12 protein-coding genes are annotated in these 19,169 nt (G+C 61.8%); 5 read left to right on the top strand and 7 right to left on the bottom strand.

What is annotated here, in order from left to right; genetic code table 11:
• Window positions 1-9: 9 nt before the first annotated feature.
• From glgB to CX511_RS11205, 3 genes are read right to left on the bottom strand one after another with little or no spacing between them, the layout of a single operon-like run.
• Complete coding sequence (gene glgB, locus CX511_RS11215; protein ID WP_101292219.1) at window positions 10-2,220, bottom strand: 1,4-alpha-glucan branching protein GlgB; 2,211 nt, start codon at window positions 2,218-2,220, stop codon at window positions 10-12.
• On the bottom strand, window positions 2,221-5,532 hold the full coding sequence (gene treS, locus CX511_RS11210) for a maltose alpha-D-glucosyltransferase (RefSeq protein ID WP_101292218.1): 3,312 nt from the start codon (window positions 5,530-5,532) through the stop codon (window positions 2,221-2,223).
• A gap of 13 nt (window positions 5,533-5,545) precedes the next feature.
• Window positions 5,546-7,570: an alpha-1,4-glucan--maltose-1-phosphate maltosyltransferase gene (locus CX511_RS11205; protein ID WP_045183794.1), complete on the bottom strand. Its 2,025-nt coding sequence runs from the start codon at window positions 7,568-7,570 to the stop codon at window positions 5,546-5,548.
• 141 nt (window positions 7,571-7,711) lie between these two features.
• Here CX511_RS11205 and CX511_RS11200 point away from each other — a divergent pair, with 141 nt between their 5' ends.
• Window positions 7,712-7,873, top strand: coding sequence for a hypothetical protein (locus CX511_RS11200; protein WP_177327776.1), 162 nt, complete (start codon window positions 7,712-7,714; stop codon window positions 7,871-7,873).
• Between the two features lie 112 nt (window positions 7,874-7,985).
• On the opposite strand, the gene CX511_RS11195 is transcribed toward CX511_RS11200, so the two are convergent.
• On the bottom strand, window positions 7,986-9,659 hold the full coding sequence (locus CX511_RS11195; protein WP_045183796.1) for an AMP-binding protein: 1,674 nt from the start codon (window positions 9,657-9,659) through the stop codon (window positions 7,986-7,988).
• Window positions 9,660-9,839: 180 nt separating this feature from the next.
• Between CX511_RS11195 and CX511_RS11190 the strand changes: the two genes are divergently transcribed.
• From CX511_RS11190 to CX511_RS11175, 4 genes are read left to right on the top strand one after another with little or no spacing between them, the layout of a single operon-like run.
• Window positions 9,840-11,003, top strand: coding sequence for an isovaleryl-CoA dehydrogenase (locus CX511_RS11190; protein ID WP_045183798.1), 1,164 nt, complete (start codon window positions 9,840-9,842; stop codon window positions 11,001-11,003).
• A gap of 19 nt (window positions 11,004-11,022) precedes the next feature.
• Window positions 11,023-12,630, top strand: coding sequence for a carboxyl transferase domain-containing protein (locus tag CX511_RS11185; RefSeq protein WP_045183800.1), 1,608 nt, complete (start codon window positions 11,023-11,025; stop codon window positions 12,628-12,630).
• A gap of 2 nt (window positions 12,631-12,632) precedes the next feature.
• Entirely contained in the window at window positions 12,633-13,448 is an 816-nt protein-coding gene (locus CX511_RS11180; RefSeq protein WP_045183802.1) for a gamma-carboxygeranoyl-CoA hydratase, read from the top strand.
• Window positions 13,445-15,400: an acetyl/propionyl/methylcrotonyl-CoA carboxylase subunit alpha gene (locus CX511_RS11175; protein ID WP_045183804.1), complete on the top strand. Its 1,956-nt coding sequence runs from the start codon at window positions 13,445-13,447 to the stop codon at window positions 15,398-15,400. Before CX511_RS11180 ends, CX511_RS11175 begins: the two co-directional genes overlap by 4 nt.
• A gap of 44 nt (window positions 15,401-15,444) precedes the next feature.
• On the opposite strand, the gene CX511_RS11170 is transcribed toward CX511_RS11175, so the two are convergent.
• The 3 genes from CX511_RS11170 to CX511_RS11160 form a co-directional block, all read right to left on the bottom strand.
• Window positions 15,445-16,152 carry a YebC/PmpR family DNA-binding transcriptional regulator gene (locus CX511_RS11170; RefSeq protein ID WP_045183806.1) on the bottom strand — a complete coding sequence of 236 codons (708 nt, stop codon included), beginning with the start codon at window positions 16,150-16,152 and terminating at the stop codon, window positions 15,445-15,447.
• Between the two features lie 96 nt (window positions 16,153-16,248).
• Complete coding sequence (locus CX511_RS11165; protein WP_045183808.1) at window positions 16,249-17,640, bottom strand: FAD-dependent oxidoreductase; 1,392 nt, start codon at window positions 17,638-17,640, stop codon at window positions 16,249-16,251.
• Between the two features lie 20 nt (window positions 17,641-17,660).
• A complete protein-coding gene (locus CX511_RS11160; RefSeq protein WP_101292217.1) occupies window positions 17,661-18,977 on the bottom strand; it encodes an MFS transporter in 1,317 nt (438 codons plus the stop codon).
• Window positions 18,978-19,169 lie beyond the last annotated feature (192 nt).

Here is a 19,169-nt window from a genome sequence, read left to right as displayed (position 1 = left end):
ACCGACCACTCACCTCGGCCGCAAAATCAACACACCCAACGGTGGCAGATTCAACGCCAAGGACAACGGCTGACCATGACTGGACAGCGCTTCACTCACCACCTCTCCGAGGTTGCCATAGTTGGACCCGGCGTAGCCTTCAGCATCACTGTTAAGCACCTCGACCCAGCGCTCACCAAACGGCACGCCAATGCGGTACCCCTCCCGCGGCACCGGGGTGAAATTGGCCACCACCAGCAGCGGCTCACCGCTGGCGCTCCAGCGCAACCAAGCGTAAACGCTGTTTTGCGCATCATCGCCGATCAGCCACTGAAAGCCCTGGGGCAGGCAGTCCTGTTCGTGCAGTGCACGCTCTTCGCGGTACAGCCGGTTCAAGTCAGCGACCAAGCGCTGAACCCCCAGGTGTTCGGGGTACTTGAGCAGGTACCAGTCCAGTTCACTGTCATGGTTCCATTCGCGCCATTGACCAAACTCGCATCCCATGAACAGCAACTTTTTACCCGGATGAGCCCACATGAAGGTCAGGTAGGCCCGCAGGTTGGCGAATTTCTGCCAGCGATCACCGGGCATTTTGTCGATCAGTGAATGCTTGCCATGCACCACTTCATCGTGGGAAATCGGCAGGATGAAATGCTCGGAGTACGCATAGATCAGGCCGAAGCTCATTTCGTTGTGGTGATAGGTACGGTGGATCGGGTCGTTCTGTATGTAGTGCAGGGTGTCGTGCATCCAGCCCATGTTCCATTTGTAGGCAAAGCCCAAACCGCCCTGCTGGGTCGGCTGGCTGACGCCCGGCCAGGCTGTGGACTCTTCGGCAATCATCAGCGCACCTGGGGCTTCGATGGCGACGACGTCGTTGAGGTGGCGCAGAAAATCGATAGCCTCCAGGTTCTCGCGCCCACCATGGCGGTTGGGTACCCACTCGCCAGCTTTGCGCGAATAGTCGCGATAGAGCATGGAGGCCACGGCATCGACCCGCAGGCCATCAATATGAAAGTGCTTGAGCCAGTGCAGCGCCGAGGCCAGCATGAAGCCATGCACCTCGGTGCGACCGAGGTTGTAGATCAGGGTATCCCAGTCCTGGTGGAAGCCTTCGAGCGGGTTTTCGTATTCATACAGGGCGGTACCGTCAAAACGCGCCAGGCCATGGGTGTCGGTGGGGAAATGTGCGGGCACCCAGTCCAGAATCACGCCGATCGAGGCCTGGTGACAGGCATCGATGAAGGCGGCGAAATCTTCCGCCGAGCCATAACGTGCGGTCGGCGCGAACATCGACAGCGGCTGATAGCCCCAGGAGCCACCAAACGGATGTTCCATGATCGGCATCAGCTCGATATGGGTGAAGCCCATCTGCTGGATATAAGGCACCAGGCGCTCCGCCAGCTCGCGCCAGTTGTAGAAGCGTGCCACTTCGCCGGTGTCATCCAGCTCACATTGCCAGGACCCGGCGTGCAGTTCATAAATCGACAGTGGCGCGTTGGTTGCCTGGCGCTCGCCACGCTGTTGCATCCACTGCTGGTCTTGCCAGGTATGGGCCAGGGGACCGGCCACCCGTGACGCGGTGCTCGGTGGCAACTCGGTGGCCCGTGCCAACGGGTCAGCCTTGAGCGGCAGGATGCCTTCACGCCCCAGCACTTCGTACTTGTAGGCTTCGCCTGCGGCCAGGCGTGGCACGAACAATTCCCATACCCCAGACGAATGACGCAGGCGCATCGGGTGCCGACGTCCATCCCAGTTGTTGAAGTCACCGACCACCGACACCCGCCGGGCGTTCGGTGCCCACACCGAAAAGCGCACGCCGTCGATGCCTTCAACCTGCACCGGCTGCGCCCCCATGCTGTTGGACAGGTCGCGGTGATTACCTTCGGCGAACAGGTAGAGGTCCATGTCGCCCAACTGTGGCCCGAAGCTGTAAGGGTCTTCGGTAATTTGCTCGCCTCCCGCCCAGTTGATGCGCAGCAGGTACGGCTGCTGCTGCGCCACGTGCGCAATAAACAGCCCCGGCACCGGTTCCTGCTCGAACTCGCCCAGCAGCCGGCCATCGTCGCGGGCCAGCAGTTGCACGCTCAAGGCGTTGGGCAGATAGGCGCGGACAAACTGGCCACCGGCACCATCAGGGTGCGGGCCGAGCACAGCGAACGGGTCGGTATGCTCGGCCCTGACCAGGGCGTCGCTGTCCCGATGCCCCAGCCCGCCTTCCTCGCGCTTGCGATGATTCATTTAACGTTCTCCCCAGGTACTTGTCAGGCCATGCAGGCCATGCAAAGGCACGGCCAGCCAACTTGGGCGGTTCTCGGCTTCGTACAGGATTTCGTAGGCGGCCTTTTCCAGGCTGAACAGTTCCAGTGCCGCTCGCTCGCCGTCGGCATGTTCCCAGGCATGGGGCATGGCCGCGGTGGCCAGCCCATAGGCCTCGACAAAGGCATGTCGGGCCTGGTGCAGATAACGCCTGGCGACGCGCTGACGTGCCTGGCGGGCACTGTCCGAGAGGTCGACACTGGAGGCACTGCGCAGCACCATGGCAGCAGCATAGTCGAAGGATCGCAATACGCCGGAAACATCCTTGTAGGGGCTATGCTTGGCCCGGCGCTCGTCCAGCGGCCGGGCCGGTTCGCCCTCGAAATCGATCAAGTAGGCGTCGCCCTGCACCACCAGCACCTGGCCCAGGTGCAGATCACCGTGCACCCGCATCAACAGGCCGCCCTGGGCTTGCTTGCTCAGCTCCAGGACAGTGGCCAGCAGGTCTATGCGTTGCTGCTGCAGGTCATCGATCAGCGACTGGCTTTCGCTGTCCAATTCAGCGCGATGCTGCTTGAGCAAGTCCAGCGCGCGGGTCAGTTGCGCACTGATCTGCTTGCCCCAGGCCTGACAATCGCGGGCGCTGCTGGGGCGCGGCTGGAAGGCCGGATCCTTGCTGGGTGCTGCCAGCAACAGATGCATCTCACCCAGGCGCTGGCCCAACAAGGCGGCAAAATCGGCCAGGTCCTGCAGGGCATCGGTGTGGGCATCCAACGCGGGTTTGCCTGGTTCCAGCTCGTCGCGTATGGCCCGTTCCAGGTTGTTCTGGGTCCAATCCCAAGCATCGCCCTGATTGCTCAAATAGCCCTGGGCAATCATCAACAAGTGCGGTTGCTGCTGGGCATCGACACGGCTGACCCAGCCCAACAACGGCGAGATATTGGCAAAACCGGCAGCGGTCAGAAACGCACTCATTTCCAGTTCCGGGTGCACGCCGGGGTTGACCCGGCGGATCAGCTTGAGCACCAGACTGCCACCAACCACCACTGAGCTGTTGGACTGCTCAGCCGAGAGGTAGCGCACCTGGGCGTCTTCCCCCAGGTTAAGGGCGGCCAGCTGTTCGGTAGCGTTGAACTGCAATTCGCCTTCGGCGCAGGGCAAGCGCGTGCCTGCGTGGCAAGCGAACAGCACGGCGCGAATAAAACTTTCGAGCACGAAACCATCGGTGATCAGCCCCACCTGACGCCCGCGGCGCACCCGCGCCAAGGCCAACTGCTGCGGAGCTGCACTGTTGATATGTTCTTCTGCAATCAGGCCGAACGGTAACTGATAGCGGCTGCTGTGACCGCCACTGCTGACCTCAATCTCACTGAGCAGCACCGGGCTGGTCGGGGCCCCAAAGCGCACGCCGTAAGCGATGCGTACCTGTTCGATACGGCTTTCCTTGCCGGCAAACCAGCGGCGTTTGGGCAGGTACTGGGGCAGGATGCTTTCTTGCAGGGTGTCGCGCGCCGGGGCGTCGAGCAGCTCCTCCATGCGCTTTTTCAACACCAGCGTAGTGAACTCCGGCAGGCTTTGCGCCGGTTCCTGGTGCCAGCTGGGCATCTGGTCCTTGGGCGCCAACAGGAACCAGTAAAAGCCGTACGGCGGCAAGGTCAGCAAAAACGGCAATTGGCCAATCGGCGGAAAGGCGCTGGCACCGAGCATCTCCACCGGCACCATGTCGGCGTACTGCGACAATTCCAGTTCGGCCGCCTGAGCGGCACGCGAGACGTTGGCGACGCACAGAATGATCTCGCTGCTGCCATCTGGCCCGGTGTATTCACGAATGTAAGCCAGGATCCGGCGGTTGCTCGGCGAGAGCATTTTCAAGCTGCCTCGACCAAAGGCCTTTTGCTGCTTGCGCACCGCCAGCAGGCGGCGGTTCCAGTTCAGCAGTGAATGCGGGTCATGGGCCTGGGCTTCGACATTGACCGAGGCAAAGCCATACAGCGGGTCCATGATCGGCGGCAGCACCAAGCGCGCCGGGTCGGCGCGGGAGAACCCGCCGTTGCGGTCGATCGACCACTGCATGGGGGTGCGCACGCCGTCGCGGTCGCCGAGGTAGATGTTGTCACCCATACCGATTTCATCGCCGTAGTACAGGGTCGGCGTACCGGGCATCGACAACAGCAGGCTGCTGAGTAACTCCACCCGTCGCCGGTCGCGCTGCAACAGGGGCGCCAGGCGGCGACGGATACCGAGGTTGATGCGCGCCCGGCGATCCTCGGCGTAGTAGTTCCACAGGTAATCGCGCTCGCGATCAGTGACCATCTCCAGCGTCAGTTCATCGTGGTTACGCAAGAAGATCGCCCACTGGCAGTTGGCGGGAATCTCCGGGGTCTGACGCAGGATGTCGGTGATTGGAAAACGGTCTTCCTGGGCGACGGCCATGTACATGCGCGGCATCAACGGAAAGTGAAAGGCCATGTGGCATTCATCACCTTGCCCTTCACCGAAATACAGCTGGGTATCCTCCGGCCACTGGTTGGCTTCGGCCAGAAGCATGCGGTCGGGGTAGTTGGCGTCGATCTCGGCGCGAATCTGCTTGAGCACCTGGTGGGTCTCGGGCAGGTTCTCGTTGTTGGTGCCGTCGCGCTCGATCAAGTACGGGATGGCATCCAGGCGTAAGCCGTCAACACCCAGGTCGAGCCAGTAACGCATCACCCCGATCACCGCCTTGAGCACCTGCGGGTTATCGAAATTCAGGTCTGGCTGGTGCGAATAAAAGCGATGCCAGAAGTATTGGCCGGCCACCGGGTCCCAGGTCCAGTTGGACTTCTCGGTATCGAGAAAGATGATCCGCGTGCCGTCGTATTTCTGGTCACTGTCGGACCACACGTAGAAGTCCCTGGCCTTGCTTCCGGGTTTGGCATGACGGGCTTTCTGGAACCAGGCGTGCTGGTCCGAGGTGTGGTTGATGACCAGTTCGGTGATCACCCGCAGGCCACGCTTGTGCGCCTCGCTGATAAAGCGCTTCACATCGCCCAAGGTGCCATAGTCAGGGTGTACGGCCTTGTATTCGGCGATGTCATAGCCGTCGTCGCGCCGTGGCGAGGGGTAGAACGGCAGCAGCCAGAGGGTGTTGACGCCCAGTTCGGCGATGTAGTCAAGCTTGGCGATCAAGCCTGGAAAGTCACCGATGCCGTCGTTGTTTGAATCGAAGAACGATTTGACGTGCACCTGGTAGATGATCGCGTCTTTGTACCACAGTGGGTCGTCGATAAAGGCTGCCGGGCGGCTACGTTTGGCCATGTTCGACTCCTTTCTAGAGGGCTTTTTCGATACGCCAGATACCAAACGGCAGGTGCCAGGGCTCGATGCGCATCCATTGGGTCTTACCGTGCCAGGTCCAGCGATGGCCGGTCATCAGGTCTTCACCGAAGGTGTCGGCGTTGTCATCCAGGCCCAACTCCCACAGGGGTAGCTCAAAGTACGCCTCTTGGGCGTTGTGCGGGTCGAGGCTGATGGCAATGAGGATGAAGTTGTCGCGTTCGGCGGTGCGCTTGCCGAAGTACAGGATGTTGTCGTTCCAGGCGTTGTAGAAGGCAACGCCCAGGTGCGTCTGCAGCGCCGGGTTGTGTCGGCGGATGCGGTTTAGCTGGGCGATCTCGGCAATGATGTTGCCCGGTTGAGTGAAGTCCCGCGGGCGGATCTCGTACTTCTCGGAATCCAGGTACTCCTCCTTGCCGGGGATGGGCGTTGCCTCGCACAGCTCAAAGCCCGAGTACATGCCCCACAGCCCTGACCCCATGGTCGCCAGCGCAGCACGGATAAGGAAGCCGGCGCGGCCGGACTCATGCAGGAAGAAAGGATTGATGTCTGGGGTGTTGACGAAAAAGTTTGGCCGGTAGCAATGGCGCCAGGGCGGCTGGTTGAGCTCTTCAAAGTAGCTTTGCAACTCGGCCTTGGTGTTGCGCCAGGTGAAATAGGTGTAGCTCTGCGAGTACCCCACCTTGCCCAGGCGCGCCATCATCGCCGGTTTAGTGAAGGCTTCGGCCAGAAAGATCACCTCCGGGTGCTGGCTGCGGATATTGGCGATCAACCAGTGCCAGAACGGCAATGGCTTGGTGTGCGGGTTGTCGACGCGAAACATCTTCACCCCTTCCTGTACCCAGCCAAGCACCACATCGCGCAAGGCCAGCCACAGGGACGGTACGGCCTCTGCGGCATAGAAGTCGACATTGACGATGTCCTGGTACTTTTTCGGCGGGTTTTCGGCGTAGCGAATACTGCCGTCCGGGCGCCAGGAGAACCAACCCGGATGGGCCTTGAGCCAAGGGTGGTCCTGCGAGCACTGGATGGCAAAGTCCAAGGCAATCTCCAGGCCATGCTCGGCAGCCGCGGCTACCAGCCGGCGAAAATCCTCACGGCTGCCCAATTGCGGGTGGATGGCCTCGTGCCCGCCCTCCTCACTGCCAATGGCGTAAGGGCTGCCCGGATCCTCCGGCTCGGCCTGCAAGGCATTGTTGCGGCCCTTGCGGTGACGCTTGCCGATAGGATGGATGGGCGGGAAATACAACACGTCAAAACCCATGTCACGGATCATCGGCAGACGTTCATGCACGTCATTGAAGGTGCCATGGCGTGCTGGATCATCGGTAATGGAGCGGGGAAACAGCTCATACCAGCTGGCGAACAGGGCCTCGCGCCGTTCGACGTCCAGCGGATACTCCGGGCTGCGGCTGAGGAATGTGCGGTGGTCGGCCTCGCGCATCAACACGGCGGTATCGACGTGCAGCAACTGGGCAACCTGCGCTTCGGGCGCCAGGGTGGGCAACGTGTCATGCAGGCTCTGCAGCTGCTCGCGCAGCAGCCCCTGGCTGCGCTCGATGTTCTGCTCAAGCAATTGCAGGCCTTCCTGCACCTCCAACGGCACGGGCACCCCAGCGGTGAACTTCTTCTCCAGGTCATGGCAGTAAGTGGCGAAGGGGTCGATCCAGGCCTCGATGCTGAACAGGTGTCGGCCCTGCTCGATAACGGTGAAGTCGGCCTGCCACAGGTCGTTGCCGGCGAACACCATCGGCACGCAGTGCCAGCGACGGCTCTGGGCCTGTCGCCAGTTGAGCATTACCGCCAAGCTGTCATGCCCATCGGTATAGACCTTGCTGCTCACCTGTACCGGCTCACCGACTACCGCCTTGACCGCGAACACGCCGCCGTCCAGTAGCGGCTGGGTATCCTCAATCACGATCCTTGGCGCCAAGAGTGCTTGAGACAGGCTGATGGCCTGGTCGGGATGATCGTTTGCCGCGGCTACACGGTCGGTTTCGAAGGGCTCATCGCGGGTCATCGATCCTTGCTCCGTTACGAGGTAGGCGTAAGAGTTCAGAGCGGAGTGACGGCGTGGGGTTCAAAAAAAATGAGCGAATGGCGCTCTGTGGAGTCGAAAAAAACTGAGCTTACTCATCCACAACCCCTGCGAGGTCAGGCCATGAACATTCCCATCCCGGCAGAAACGCCCGATCCGAATATCGACGACCCGACGCTGCCACCTGCGGTGCCGGATGAAGAGCCCGATGAACCGCCGATCAAACCGACAGTGCCGCCCACCGTGGGCGACCCGCCCAGTGACGAGCCGCCGGTGAAAGCGTAGAGGATTATTGTGAACTGGGGTTGCCCAATCGCTGGCAAGCCAGCTCCCACAAGGCCTGTTTTGACAGATGTGCTGTGGGAGCCGGCTTTGCCGGCGATAGAGGCGCCGCGAATCAACGCGTGGCGAGTTCCTCAATACTGATCTCGCGCATCCTGAATTTCTGCACCTTGCCGGTCACGGTCATCGGAAATTCATCGACAAAACGGAAGTAGCGCGGGGTCTTGAAGTGGGCAATGCGGCTCTTGCACCACTGCTGCAGCTCAATCTCACTGGCACTGTGACCAGGATGGAACTTGATCCAGGCGACAATCTCCTCGCCATAGCGCTCATCCGGAATACCGATAACCTGCACATCGGCCACCGCCGGGTGGGTGAAGAAGAACTCCTCAAGCTCGCGCGGATAGATGTTTTCGCCACCGCGGATAATCATGTCTTTATTGCGCCCGGCAATACACACGTAACCGGCATCGTCCATGGTTGCCAGGTCGCCGGTGTGCATCCAGCCGGCAGGGTCAATGGAGTCGTGCGTGGCCTCAGGATTACCCCAGTAGCCGAGCATCACACTGTAGCCACGGGTGCACAGTTCACCGATTTGCCCACGCGGAACGACACAGCCCTGTTCGTCGACGATCTTGCTCTCCAGCTGCGGCTGGGTACGCCCGACCGTGGTGACCCGCAGTTCCAGTTCATCATCCGGGCCGGTTTGCAGCGACACCGGGCTGGTTTCCGTCATGCCATAGGCGATCTGCACTTCGCTCATGTGCAATTGGTCGATCACCCGGCGCATCACCTCGATGGGGCACGTCGCCCCGGCCATGATGCCGGTGCGCAGGCTCGACAGGTCGAAGGTGCCGCGTTGCGGGTGGTCAAGCAGCGCGATGAACATGGTCGGCACGCCATACAGTGCGGTTGCCCGCTCTTGGGCGACGGCGTCCAGGGTCAACAAGGGGTCAAAGGCATCATTGGGGTAGATCATGGTGGTGCCATGGGTAACGCATCCCAGGTTGCCCATGACCATGCCGAAGCAGTGGTACAGCGGCACCGGGATGACCATGCGGTCCTGCTCGCTCAGGCCCAGGCTCTCACCGACCATGTAGCCGTTGTTGAGAATGTTGTAGTGGCTGAGGGTAGCGCCCTTGGGGAAGCCGGTGGTGCCGGAGGTGTATTGGATGTTCACCGGTTGATCGAACTGCAGGCTGAGCTGGCGGGCCTGATAATCGCTCGGCTCAATGTGCTCGGCCAGCGCTGCCAACTGCGCCCAGGGCAGGAAGCCAGACGGTGGCGTGGCATCCAGGCTGATCAGGCCGCGAAGCTGCGGCAACCTTTCGCTGTGCAGGTTACCCGGCGTTTGGGCGCCAAGCTCGGGCAGCAATTCAGCGAGCATGGCGTGGTAATCGGAGGTCTTGAACGCCCCGGCACAGATCAGCCACTGGCACCCTGACTGTTTGAGCACATACTCAAGCTCGTTGGTGCGGTAGGCCGGGTTGATGTTGACCAGAATCACGCCGATCTTGGCGCTGGCGAACTGGGCAATGCACCACTGCGCGCAATTGGGCGCCCAGATACCCAGGCGATCACCGGTCTTAAGGCCCAGGGCCATCAGCGCCCGGGCGTGCATATCAACGCTGTCGGCCAATTGCTGCCAGCTGTAGCGCAGGTGCTGGTGGCGCACCACCAAAGCCTCTCGCGCAGCGAAACGAGACACGGTGTGGTCGAATGCCTGGCCGATAGTCATGGCCAGCAAGGGCTTATCCTGGCGCCCCTGGGTATAGCTCGGTTGATTCATGGCGGTCCCTTGTTGTGGTTGTTCTGGGAGCTGATTCAAGCGGACATTAATGTGGCTCATATTTACGTTAACGTAAAGGTCATGGCGAGATTGACAGTGAATGACGGCAGGTTTACGTTAACGTAAAGGTGATCGCTTGCTCCGCGATGAATCCAACAATAAACAACAGAAGGTGCCCGCATGCATTACCCGACCCTGAACTTCGCCCTGGGCGAAACCATCGACATGCTGCGCGACCAGGTGCAGTCCTTTGTGGCTGCCGAGTTGGCACCCCGCGCCGCGCAGATCGACCAGGACAACCTGTTCCCCGCCGACATGTGGCGCAAGTTCGGTGATATGGGCCTGCTCGGCATCACCGTCAGCGAAGAATACGGCGGCGCCGGCCTGGGCTACCTGGCCCACGTGGTGGCGATGGAAGAAATCAGCCGCGCCTCGGCCTCGGTCGCACTCTCCTACGGTGCCCACTCCAACCTCTGCGTCAACCAGATCAATCGCAACGGCACGCCGGCGCAAAAAGCCAAGTACCTGCCCAAGCTGATCAGCGGCGAGCACATCGGTGCCCTGGCCATGAGTGAACCCAACGCCGGTTCCGACGTGGTGTCGATGAAGCTGCGCGCCGAGCAGCGTGGCGACCATTACGTCCTCAACGGCAGCAAAACCTGGATCACCAACGGCCCCGACGCCAACACCTATGTGATCTACGCCAAGACCGACGTTGAGAAAGGCCCGCACGGTATTACCGCCTTCATCGTCGAGCGTGACTGGAAAGGCTTCAGCCGCAGCAACAAGTTCGACAAGCTGGGCATGCGCGGCTCCAACACCTGCGAGCTGTTCTTCGACAATGTCGAAGTCCCTGCCGAAAACATTCTCGGCGCGTTGAATGGCGGCGTGAAGGTATTGATGAGCGGCCTGGACTACGAGCGTGTGGTGCTCTCCGGCGGCCCAACCGGGATCATGCAGGCGTGCATGGACCTGGTGGTTCCTTACATTCACGACCGTAAACAGTTTGGCCAGAGCATCGGTGAGTTCCAGCTGATCCAGGGCAAGATCGCCGACATGTACACCCAGCTCAACGCCAGCCGCGCGTATCTGTATGCCGTGGCCCAGGCCTGTGATCGCGCCGAAACTACGCGCAAGGACGCTGCCGGGGTAATCCTGTACACCGCCGAACGCGCGACCCAGATGGCCCTGGAAGCGATCCAGATTCTCGGTGGCAACGGCTATATCAACGAGTTCCCGGCCGGGCGCCTGCTGCGCGACGCCAAGCTCTACGAGATCGGCGCCGGCACCAGCGAAATCCGCCGGATGCTGATCGGGCGCGAACTGTTCAACGAAACCCGCTGAGCACAAGGACAACGCGCCCATGGCTACCCTGCACACTCAGATCAATCCGCGTTCGGCCGAGTTCGCCGCCAACAGCGCGACCATGCTCGAACAGGTCCAGGCCCTGCGTACCTTGCTGGCCAAGGTCCATCAGGGCGGCGGGCACAAAGCCCAGGAGCGGCACACCTCGCGTGGCAAACTGCTGCCACGCGAGCGTATCGACCGCCTGCTCGACCCCGGCTCGCCGTTCCTTGAGATCGGCCAGCTGGCGGCCCATGAGGTCTACGGTGAGGACGTGCCGGCGGCCGGTGTCATCGCCGGTATTGGCCGGGTCGAAGGCGTCGAATGCATGATCGTCGCCAACGACGCCACGGTCAAAGGCGGCTCGTATTACCCGCTAACGGTGAAAAAGCACCTGCGCGCCCAGGCCATCGCCCTGCAGAACCGCCTGCCGTGCCTGTACCTGGTGGACTCGGGCGGCGCCAACCTGCCGCGTCAGGATGAAGTGTTCCCCGACCGCGAACACTTCGGTCGGATCTTCTTCAATCAGGCCAACATGAGTGCCCTGGGCATTCCGCAAATCGCCGTGGTCATGGGCTCGTGCACCGCCGGCGGCGCTTACGTGCCAGCCATGGCCGATGAGGCGATCATGGTTCGCCAACAGGCGACGATTTTCCTCGCCGGCCCACCGCTGGTAAAAGCCGCCACCGGTGAAGTGGTCAGCGCCGAGGACCTCGGTGGCGCCGATGTGCACTGCAAGACCAGTGGCGTTGCTGACCACTATGCCGACAACGACGAACATGCCCTGGCCATTGCCCGGCGCTGCGTGGCCAACCTCAATTGGCACAAGCTCGGCACACTCACCCAGCAGGCACCGATTGCCCCGCTGTACGACGTTCAGGAGTTGTACGGTGTGGTTCCGGCCGACGCCAAGCAGCCTTTCGATGTGCGTGAAGTGATCGCCCGTCTGGTTGACGCCTCGGTGTTCGATGAGTTCAAGGCGCTGTTCGGCACCACGCTGGTGTGTGGCTTTGCCCACCTGCACGGCTACCCGGTGGCGATCCTCGCCAACAATGGGATCTTGTTTGCCGAAGCCGCGCAAAAAGGCGCGCACTTCATTGAGCTGGCCTGCCAGCGTGGCATCCCGCTGTTGTTCCTGCAGAACATTACCGGTTTCATGGTCGGCCAGAAATACGAGGCCGGCGGGATCGCCAAGCACGGCGCCAAGCTGGTCACCGCCGTGGCCTGCGCCCAGGTACCGAAATTCACTGTAATCATCGGCGGCAGCTTCGGTGCCGGTAACTACGGTATGTGCGGCCGCGCCTACGACCCACGCTTTCTGTGGATGTGGCCGAACGCGCGAATTGGCGTGATGGGTGCCGAACAGGCCGCTGGGGTGCTGGCTCAGGTCAAGCGTGAGCAGAGCGAGCGCAGCGGCCATCCGTTCAGCGCCGAAGACGAAGCGCGGCTCAAGCAACCGATCCTCGACCAGTACGAGCACCAGGGCCACCCCTATTACTCCAGCGCCCGCCTGTGGGACGACGGTGTCATTGACCCTGCGCAAACCCGCGAGATTCTTGGCCTGGCGCTGTCCGCAGCGCTCAACGCACCGATCGAACAAAGCCGTTTCGGCATTTTCCGGATGTGACCATGAGTGACTTCACTACCCTTGAACTGATCAAGGACCCCCGTGGTTTTGCCACCCTGTGGCTCAGCCGGGAAGACAAGAACAACGCCTTCAACGCGCAGATGATCCGCGAGTTGATCCTGGCCATCGACCAGATCGCCGTCGACGCCAGCCTGCGTTTCGTCCTGTTGCGCGGCCGCGGCCGGCACTTCAGCGCTGGCGCTGACCTGGCCTGGATGCAGCAATCGGCTGCGCTGGACTACAACACCAACCTTGACGACGCCCGCGAGCTGGCCGAGCTGATGTACAACCTGGCCAAGCTCAAGGTACCGACCCTGGCCGTGGTTCAGGGCGCAGCCTTCGGTGGTGCGCTGGGCCTGATCAGCTGTTGCGACATGGCTATTGGCACGCTGGAAGCGCAGCTGTGCCTGTCGGAAGTGCGCATTGGCCTGGCCCCAGCGGTGATCAGCCCGTTCGTGGTGCAGGCCATAGGCGAACGCGCTGCGCGCCGCTATGCCCTGACCGCTGAGCGTTTCAGTGGTGAACGTGCCCGCGAGCTGGGCCTGCTGGCTGAAGCCTATCCTGCGGCCGAACTGGAACAGGCGCTCGAACAATGGATCGACAACCTGCTGCTCAACAGCCCACAAGCCATGCGCGCCAGTAAAGAACTACTGCGCGAAGTCGGCCACGGTGAACTAACCCCTGCCCTACGCCGCTACTGCGAGAACGCCATTGCCCGCATCCGGGTCAGCCCTGAAGGGCAGGAAGGCCTGCGTGCCTTCCTGGAAAAGCGCAGCCCCGCCTGGCAGGCTGAACCCTCGAACAAGGAGCGCCTATGACCCGCACGCCATTGACCACCCTGCTGGTCGCTAACCGTGGCGAGATCGCTTGCCGGGTGATGCGCACCGCCAAGGCCTTGGGCCTGACCACCGTTGCCGTGCACAGCGCCATCGACCGCGAGGCCCGGCACAGCCGCGAAGCCGATATCCGCGTTGACCTGGGCGGCGCCAAGGCTGCCGAGAGCTACCTGGACGTCGACAAACTGCTGGCTGCAGCGAAAGCCAGTGGCGCTCAGGCGATTCACCCGGGCTATGGCTTTCTCTCCGAGAACGCAGGGTTCGCCCGGGCCATTGAGCAAGCCGGATTGATTTTTCTTGGCCCACCCGCCAGCGCCATCGACGCCATGGGCAGCAAGTCTGCAGCCAAGGCCTTGATGGAACAGGCTGGCGTACCGTTGGTGCCCGGTTACCACGGCGAAGCCCAGGACCTGGAAACCTTCCGCGCTGCCGCCGAAAAAATCGGTTACCCGGTATTGCTCAAGGCCACCGCCGGTGGGGGTGGCAAGGGCATGAAAGTGGTCGACAGCGAAAGCCAGCTGGCTGAAGCGCTGGCCTCGGCCCAACGTGAAGCGCAGTCGTCGTTCGGTGACTCGCGCATGCTCGTGGAAAAATACGTACTCAAGCCACGTCACGTGGAAATCCAGGTGTTTGCCGACCAGCACGGCAACTGCCTGTACCTCAACGAGCGCGACTGCTCAATCCAGCGCCGTCACCAGAAAGTCGTCGAAGAGGCCCCTGCCCCGGGTCTAAGCAACCGTCAGCGGCAGGCCATGGGCGAGGCCGCGGTCAAGGCTGCTCAGGCGATCGGCTATGTCGGTGCTGGCACTGTGGAGTTCCTGCTCGATGCCCGCGGCGAGTTCTTCTTCATGGAGATGAACACCCGCCTGCAGGTGGAACACCCGGTCACCGAAGCCATCACCGGCCTGGACCTGGTGGCCTGGCAGATCCGTGTGGCGTGCGGCGAGCCGTTGCCAATCACTCAGGACCAGGTGCCCCTTGATGGCCATGCCATCGAAGTGCGGCTGTATGCCGAAGACCCGGCCAACGACTTCCTCCCGGCCACCGGGCACCTGGCCTTGTACCGCGAGTCGGCGCCGGGCGAAGGGCGCCGGGTTGACAGTGGGGTCAACGAGGGCGACAGCATTTCGCCGTTCTATGACCCGATGCTAGGCAAGCTGATCGCTTGGGGCCAGACCCGCGAACAGGCGCGCCTGCGCTTACTGGCCATGCTCGATGAATTTGCCATCGGCGGTTTAAAGACCAACATCGCCTTCCTGCGGCGTATCCTCGCCCACCCGGCCTTCGCCAGCGCCGAGCTGGATACCGGGTTCATCCCGCGTTATCAGGAACAACTGTTGCCACCTGCACAACCATTACCAGCCCCGTTCTGGCAGGCCGCAGGTGAGGCATACATCCAGAGCCAACCGTTGACGCCGCGCGGTGATGATCGCCAATCCCCTTGGGCGGCCAACAGTGGCTTCCGTACCGGGGTACCGGCGCAGATCAGCCTGCACCTGAGTTGCAATGGCCAGGACCAGGCGGTGAGCCTTGTTCATGCGGCAGCCTCGCCGCTGAAACTTGATGGCGAGCAATTGCTGGTCGAACAAGACGGTATGCGCCGCCGACACCTGGCGATCCGTCGTGGTGACACGCTCTATTTACAGTGGGACGGCGAGTTACAGGCGGTCACGCGCTTCGATCCGATCGCCGAAGCCGATGCCAGCCACAGCCATCAAGGTGGCCTCAGCGCACCGATGAACGGCAGTATCGTGCGGGTATTGGTCGAGGTGGGCCAAGCTGTAGAAGCAGGCACTCAGTTGGTGGTGCTGGAAGCCATGAAAATGGAACACAGCATCCGTGCGCCCCAGGCCGGGATCGTCAAAGCGCTGTTTTGCCAGGAAGGCGAGATGGTCAGCGAAGGTGCGGTGCTGGTGGAACTTGAGGACGCTTAACTGCTGAAACGAAGGGGCCCTTCAAGGGCCCCTGCATTGCACAATCAGCCAGCCAGACCGACATAAACGTTCTGCACATCGTCGTTGTCATCGATGGCATGCAAGAAGGCTTCGACTTCAGCCATCTGCTCCTCGGTCAAACCGCTGACCGGATTCTTTGGGGTGTAGCCGATCTTCGCGGACGCCACGGTGAAACCGAACGCTGGCAGGGCCTTCTGCACGGCATCCAGGTCGGTGGTGTCGGTGATGAACAGGGTCGAGCCCTCTTCTTCACCTTCTTCGAAGTCCTGCGCACCGGCTTCGATCGCGGCCATTTCCGGATCAGCATCAGGGCTGCTCGGGCTGGCCTCGATCATGCCGACGTGGTTGAAGTCCCAGGCTACCGAACCCGAAGCGCCCAGTTGCCCCTTGCGGAACAGTACGCGGATTTGCGCCACAGTACGGTTGACGTTGTCGGTCAGGCACTCGACGATCAGCGGCACTTGGTGCGGGGCAAAGCCTTCGTAGGTCACCGGGGTGTACTGCACCGCATCACCATCGAGACCAGCACCCTTGCGGATCGCCCGCTCCAGCGTCTCGCGGGTCATCGAAGCCTTTTTGGCTTGCTCAATGGCCAGGCGCAAGCGTGGGTTCATGTCCGGGTCGGCGCCAGACTTCGCGGCGATCTGGATCTCCTTGGACAGCTTGCCCATGATCTTGCCTTTGGCGTTGGCTGCTGTTTCTCTATGCTTGGCTTTCCACTGTGCGCCCATCTCGACTCTCTTTGTTTCAGGTGCCGGTTCAGGTAGCGACCGGCAAAGTGGGTGCAGTTTATACATCCTCGTGGTCGCAATCGACAAAAAAACTGCTCAAGCCTTATCGGCTTTACCGGCCGCTGCGGCAAAGCGTGCCAGGCGCACGTCCAGGCGCCGCGGTCGATGACCATGGTCTTCAGCCTGTTCCTTGCGACGAATGGCATTGCGCACCATCAGCGAACCCAGGTAGCGGATCGGTTCCGGTGGGAAATAGCCCAGCGGGCCGTTGATCAGCGGTGAGCGGGTCCATTCATTGTCCAGGCCCAACGCCAACGACGAGAGAATTTGCCCGCCCATGTGACAAGGCCCAACGCCACTACCCGAATACCCAAAGCCGTAGAACACATTGCCCTGGGTGCCCAGACGCCCGAAGAACGGCAAACCGGTCACCGAGCGATCCGAGGGCCCATTCCAGGTAGCCGCCACCGGTACTTGGGTCAAGCTCGGGAAGAATTCGCCAAGGCTGCGGCGCAGCAACGGTTCATAGGGTGATGGCTGGTCGAACACTGGCAGCATCCTGCCGCCGTAGGCAAAGGTGTTACCGCCCTTGCCGAGCATCAGTCGGCCATCGCTGGTGTTGTGGTAGTAGTGCACGAAAATCCGTGAATCGAGCACACTGACGCCACTGGTCAAGCCGATTTGCTTGAGCAGCGCCGGCTGCGGCTCAGTGATGATCATGTCGCTGGAAACAATCGCCACACTGCGTTCGAACTGCGGGAAGGCCCGTGCCATCCAGGCATTCAGGCCGAGCACCACGCGTGCCGCGCGCACCGTGCCGCCGGCGGTTTCCACCCCAGCTTGAGGCCCTTCCTGCAAGCCGGTCATGGCCGTGCCTTCATGGATGCGCACGCCCCTCTCCAGAGCAATCCGGCGCAGACCGCGCACCAGTTTGCCCGGTTGCACCGTGGCGGCGGCTGGCGAAAACCAGCCCTCCAGGTGCTTGGCCGAGCCCGCCAGGCGCTGCACCTGCTCCACCGGCAAGCGCTGGAACGAGTTGATGCCCTGACGCTCCAGCGCCGCAATCACGCCGTCGGTGGCGCCCATCTGGGCACGGTTGGTGGCGGTGTACAGGGTACCGTCCAGGCGATAGTCCGCATCGATGCCGTGCGCGTGGCAAAAATCACCGATGGCATAGATGCTCTGCTCTGAGGCCTTGACCAGACGTACTGCCTCCTGCAGACCGAACAGCCGTTCGAGGGTGAAGTACTTGGCCGACCATGACAGCGCGCAACCACCATTGCGCCCGCTGGCCCCGGCGCCGCAGATGTCCGCTTCGATCAGCACGACGTCCAGTGCCGGGCTGTGTTCCTTGAGCATCAGCGCGGTCCACAAGCCGGTGTAGCCACCGCCGACGATACAGACATCACAGTGAGTGTCCGCGGTCAACGGCGGGCAGGCAGGGGCTTGTTCCTGATCCAGCGCCTGTTGCAGCCAGAAGGGTCTCATGGTCGGGGTCCTCAAAGGTTTCAGGTACGCAGGGGCTTGATTGCCATGGCGGTGTTCGGCGCTACCGCCGGTGTATGCTCGGCCGAGGCCGGCCGGCTGTTCCAGTGCGGCACCAGTACCAGCGCCGAGAACAGCGCACAGCCGGCAAACACGATGAATACCGTGACCCCGTCAAAGTACCCTGGCAGCAGGCCACCGAGGATTGCCCCCACCGAACCACAACCGTTGACGAATCCGGCCGCTGTGGCACCGGCCTTGGCGGTGCCGAAGTCGATGGCTGCCGCGCCGCTGATCATCGAATCGGGGCCGTACAAGGTCAGGCCCATGACAAACAACAAGGCCACCACCAGCACCACGCTGCCGGTTTGCATGGCGCCCATAAACAGCGCCAACACCACCGTGAGCACCAACAGGCTGATCACGCAGGCCGGCATACGCCGAGCACCGAACAGCTTGTCTGAGGCCAGGCCAATCATGATTGGCCCCAGCAGGCCGGCCAGTTCAAACGCCGTGGGGATGATCGCCGCACCGACCTTGCCGACGGAGGGCATCTGTTCAAAGACCATCACCGGCCCCCACAACAGAATGGCGTAACGTGCTGGTTTGAGCAGAAAGTACGCCAGGCCCAGGGTCAATACCGTACGGTTGCGCAGGATCTCGCGCAGCGGGGTCCAGATGCTGCACAGGGTGGTGCCGGGCACCATGCTTTCCGGTTCTGGCTCCACAGCAGGCAAACCGACGTCTTCAGGTTTGTTGCGCTGCAGAAAGAAGAACAGCACCGCCACCAGGGCCACGACCACAGCACTGGAAAAGAACGCCGCGTGCCAGCTGCCGATCAGGGTATAGGCCCACCAGCCGGCAAACGGCGAAGCCACCAGGCCACCGAAGGCATAGCACGAGCTCCACAACCCTAGCACCCGCCCGCGTTGTGAGGACGGAAAGAAACTGCCGATGTTCTTGCACAACCCTGCCCAACCGGTGGACTGGGCCAGGCCCTGGACCAGCATGCAGGTGGCGAAGATCGGAAACGTAGCGTAACTGCCCATCACCAGCGCAGCCGCTGCCGAGATGATCAGACCGCCCAGTACCACCACCCGTGGGCCGAAACGGTCAGCGAGCATGCCCCAGGTGAACTGCCCCACTGCATAGGCAGCCAGGTAGATGGCATCAAGGTTGGCCATGGCCATTTTATCGAGGGTAAAACTTGGGTCTTCGCCGATGCCCAGCTTGGCCACCGAGAACGCTTTGCGGGTGAAATAGAACGCGGCGTAGGCAATCCAGGTGATGGCAAATATCTGCACGCGCCAACGTTTGATGTCTGCGATGTGTTTATTCATGGTGACTCTGACCTCGGAGCTTGAGTGTGCCGGCAGAATTTAAAAAAACGCCTGTTTTGTTGTTGTGTTGCGCACTGCGTGGCGACCGGTCAGGGCCGTCACCTGGTCAGATGGAACCTGGAGCATGCGGCTGTTGTTGTGGCGTGTCAGCCAGGTCCATGACCCGTTGGTCACTGCAGGTGACGTGGCGGG

This window comes from Pseudomonas sp. S06B 330, assembly GCF_002845275.2.
GTDB lineage: Bacteria > Pseudomonadota > Gammaproteobacteria > Pseudomonadales > Pseudomonadaceae > Aquipseudomonas.
The sequence above is the reverse complement of the archived record's forward strand: the minus strand, read 5'-3'. Positions and strand labels throughout refer to the sequence as shown.

What these genes read in the sequence shown, in the direction of transcription:
- CX511_RS11180 (WP_045183802.1), top strand. Translation starts at nt 12,633, where the DNA reads ATGAGTGACTTCACTACCCTTGAACTGATCAAGGACCCCCGTGGTTTT.
- CX511_RS11200 (WP_177327776.1), top strand. Translation starts at nt 7,712, where the DNA reads ATGAACATTCCCATCCCGGCAGAAACGCCCGATCCGAATATCGACGAC.
- CX511_RS11205 (WP_045183794.1), bottom strand. Translation starts at nt 7,570, where the DNA reads ATGACCCGCGATGAGCCCTTCGAAACCGACCGTGTAGCCGCGGCAAAC.
- CX511_RS11160 (WP_101292217.1), bottom strand. Translation starts at nt 18,977, where the DNA reads ATGAATAAACACATCGCAGACATCAAACGTTGGCGCGTGCAGATATTT.
- CX511_RS11195 (WP_045183796.1), bottom strand. Translation starts at nt 9,659, where the DNA reads ATGAATCAACCGAGCTATACCCAGGGGCGCCAGGATAAGCCCTTGCTG.
- glgB (WP_101292219.1), bottom strand. Translation starts at nt 2,220, where the DNA reads ATGAATCATCGCAAGCGCGAGGAAGGCGGGCTGGGGCATCGGGACAGC.
- CX511_RS11170 (WP_045183806.1), bottom strand. Translation starts at nt 16,152, where the DNA reads ATGGGCGCACAGTGGAAAGCCAAGCATAGAGAAACAGCAGCCAACGCC.
- CX511_RS11175 (WP_045183804.1), top strand. Translation starts at nt 13,445, where the DNA reads ATGACCCGCACGCCATTGACCACCCTGCTGGTCGCTAACCGTGGCGAG.
- CX511_RS11185 (WP_045183800.1), top strand. Translation starts at nt 11,023, where the DNA reads ATGGCTACCCTGCACACTCAGATCAATCCGCGTTCGGCCGAGTTCGCC.
- CX511_RS11165 (WP_045183808.1), bottom strand. Translation starts at nt 17,640, where the DNA reads ATGAGACCCTTCTGGCTGCAACAGGCGCTGGATCAGGAACAAGCCCCT.
- treS (WP_101292218.1), bottom strand. Translation starts at nt 5,532, where the DNA reads ATGGCCAAACGTAGCCGCCCGGCAGCCTTTATCGACGACCCACTGTGG.
- CX511_RS11190 (WP_045183798.1), top strand. Translation starts at nt 9,840, where the DNA reads ATGCATTACCCGACCCTGAACTTCGCCCTGGGCGAAACCATCGACATG.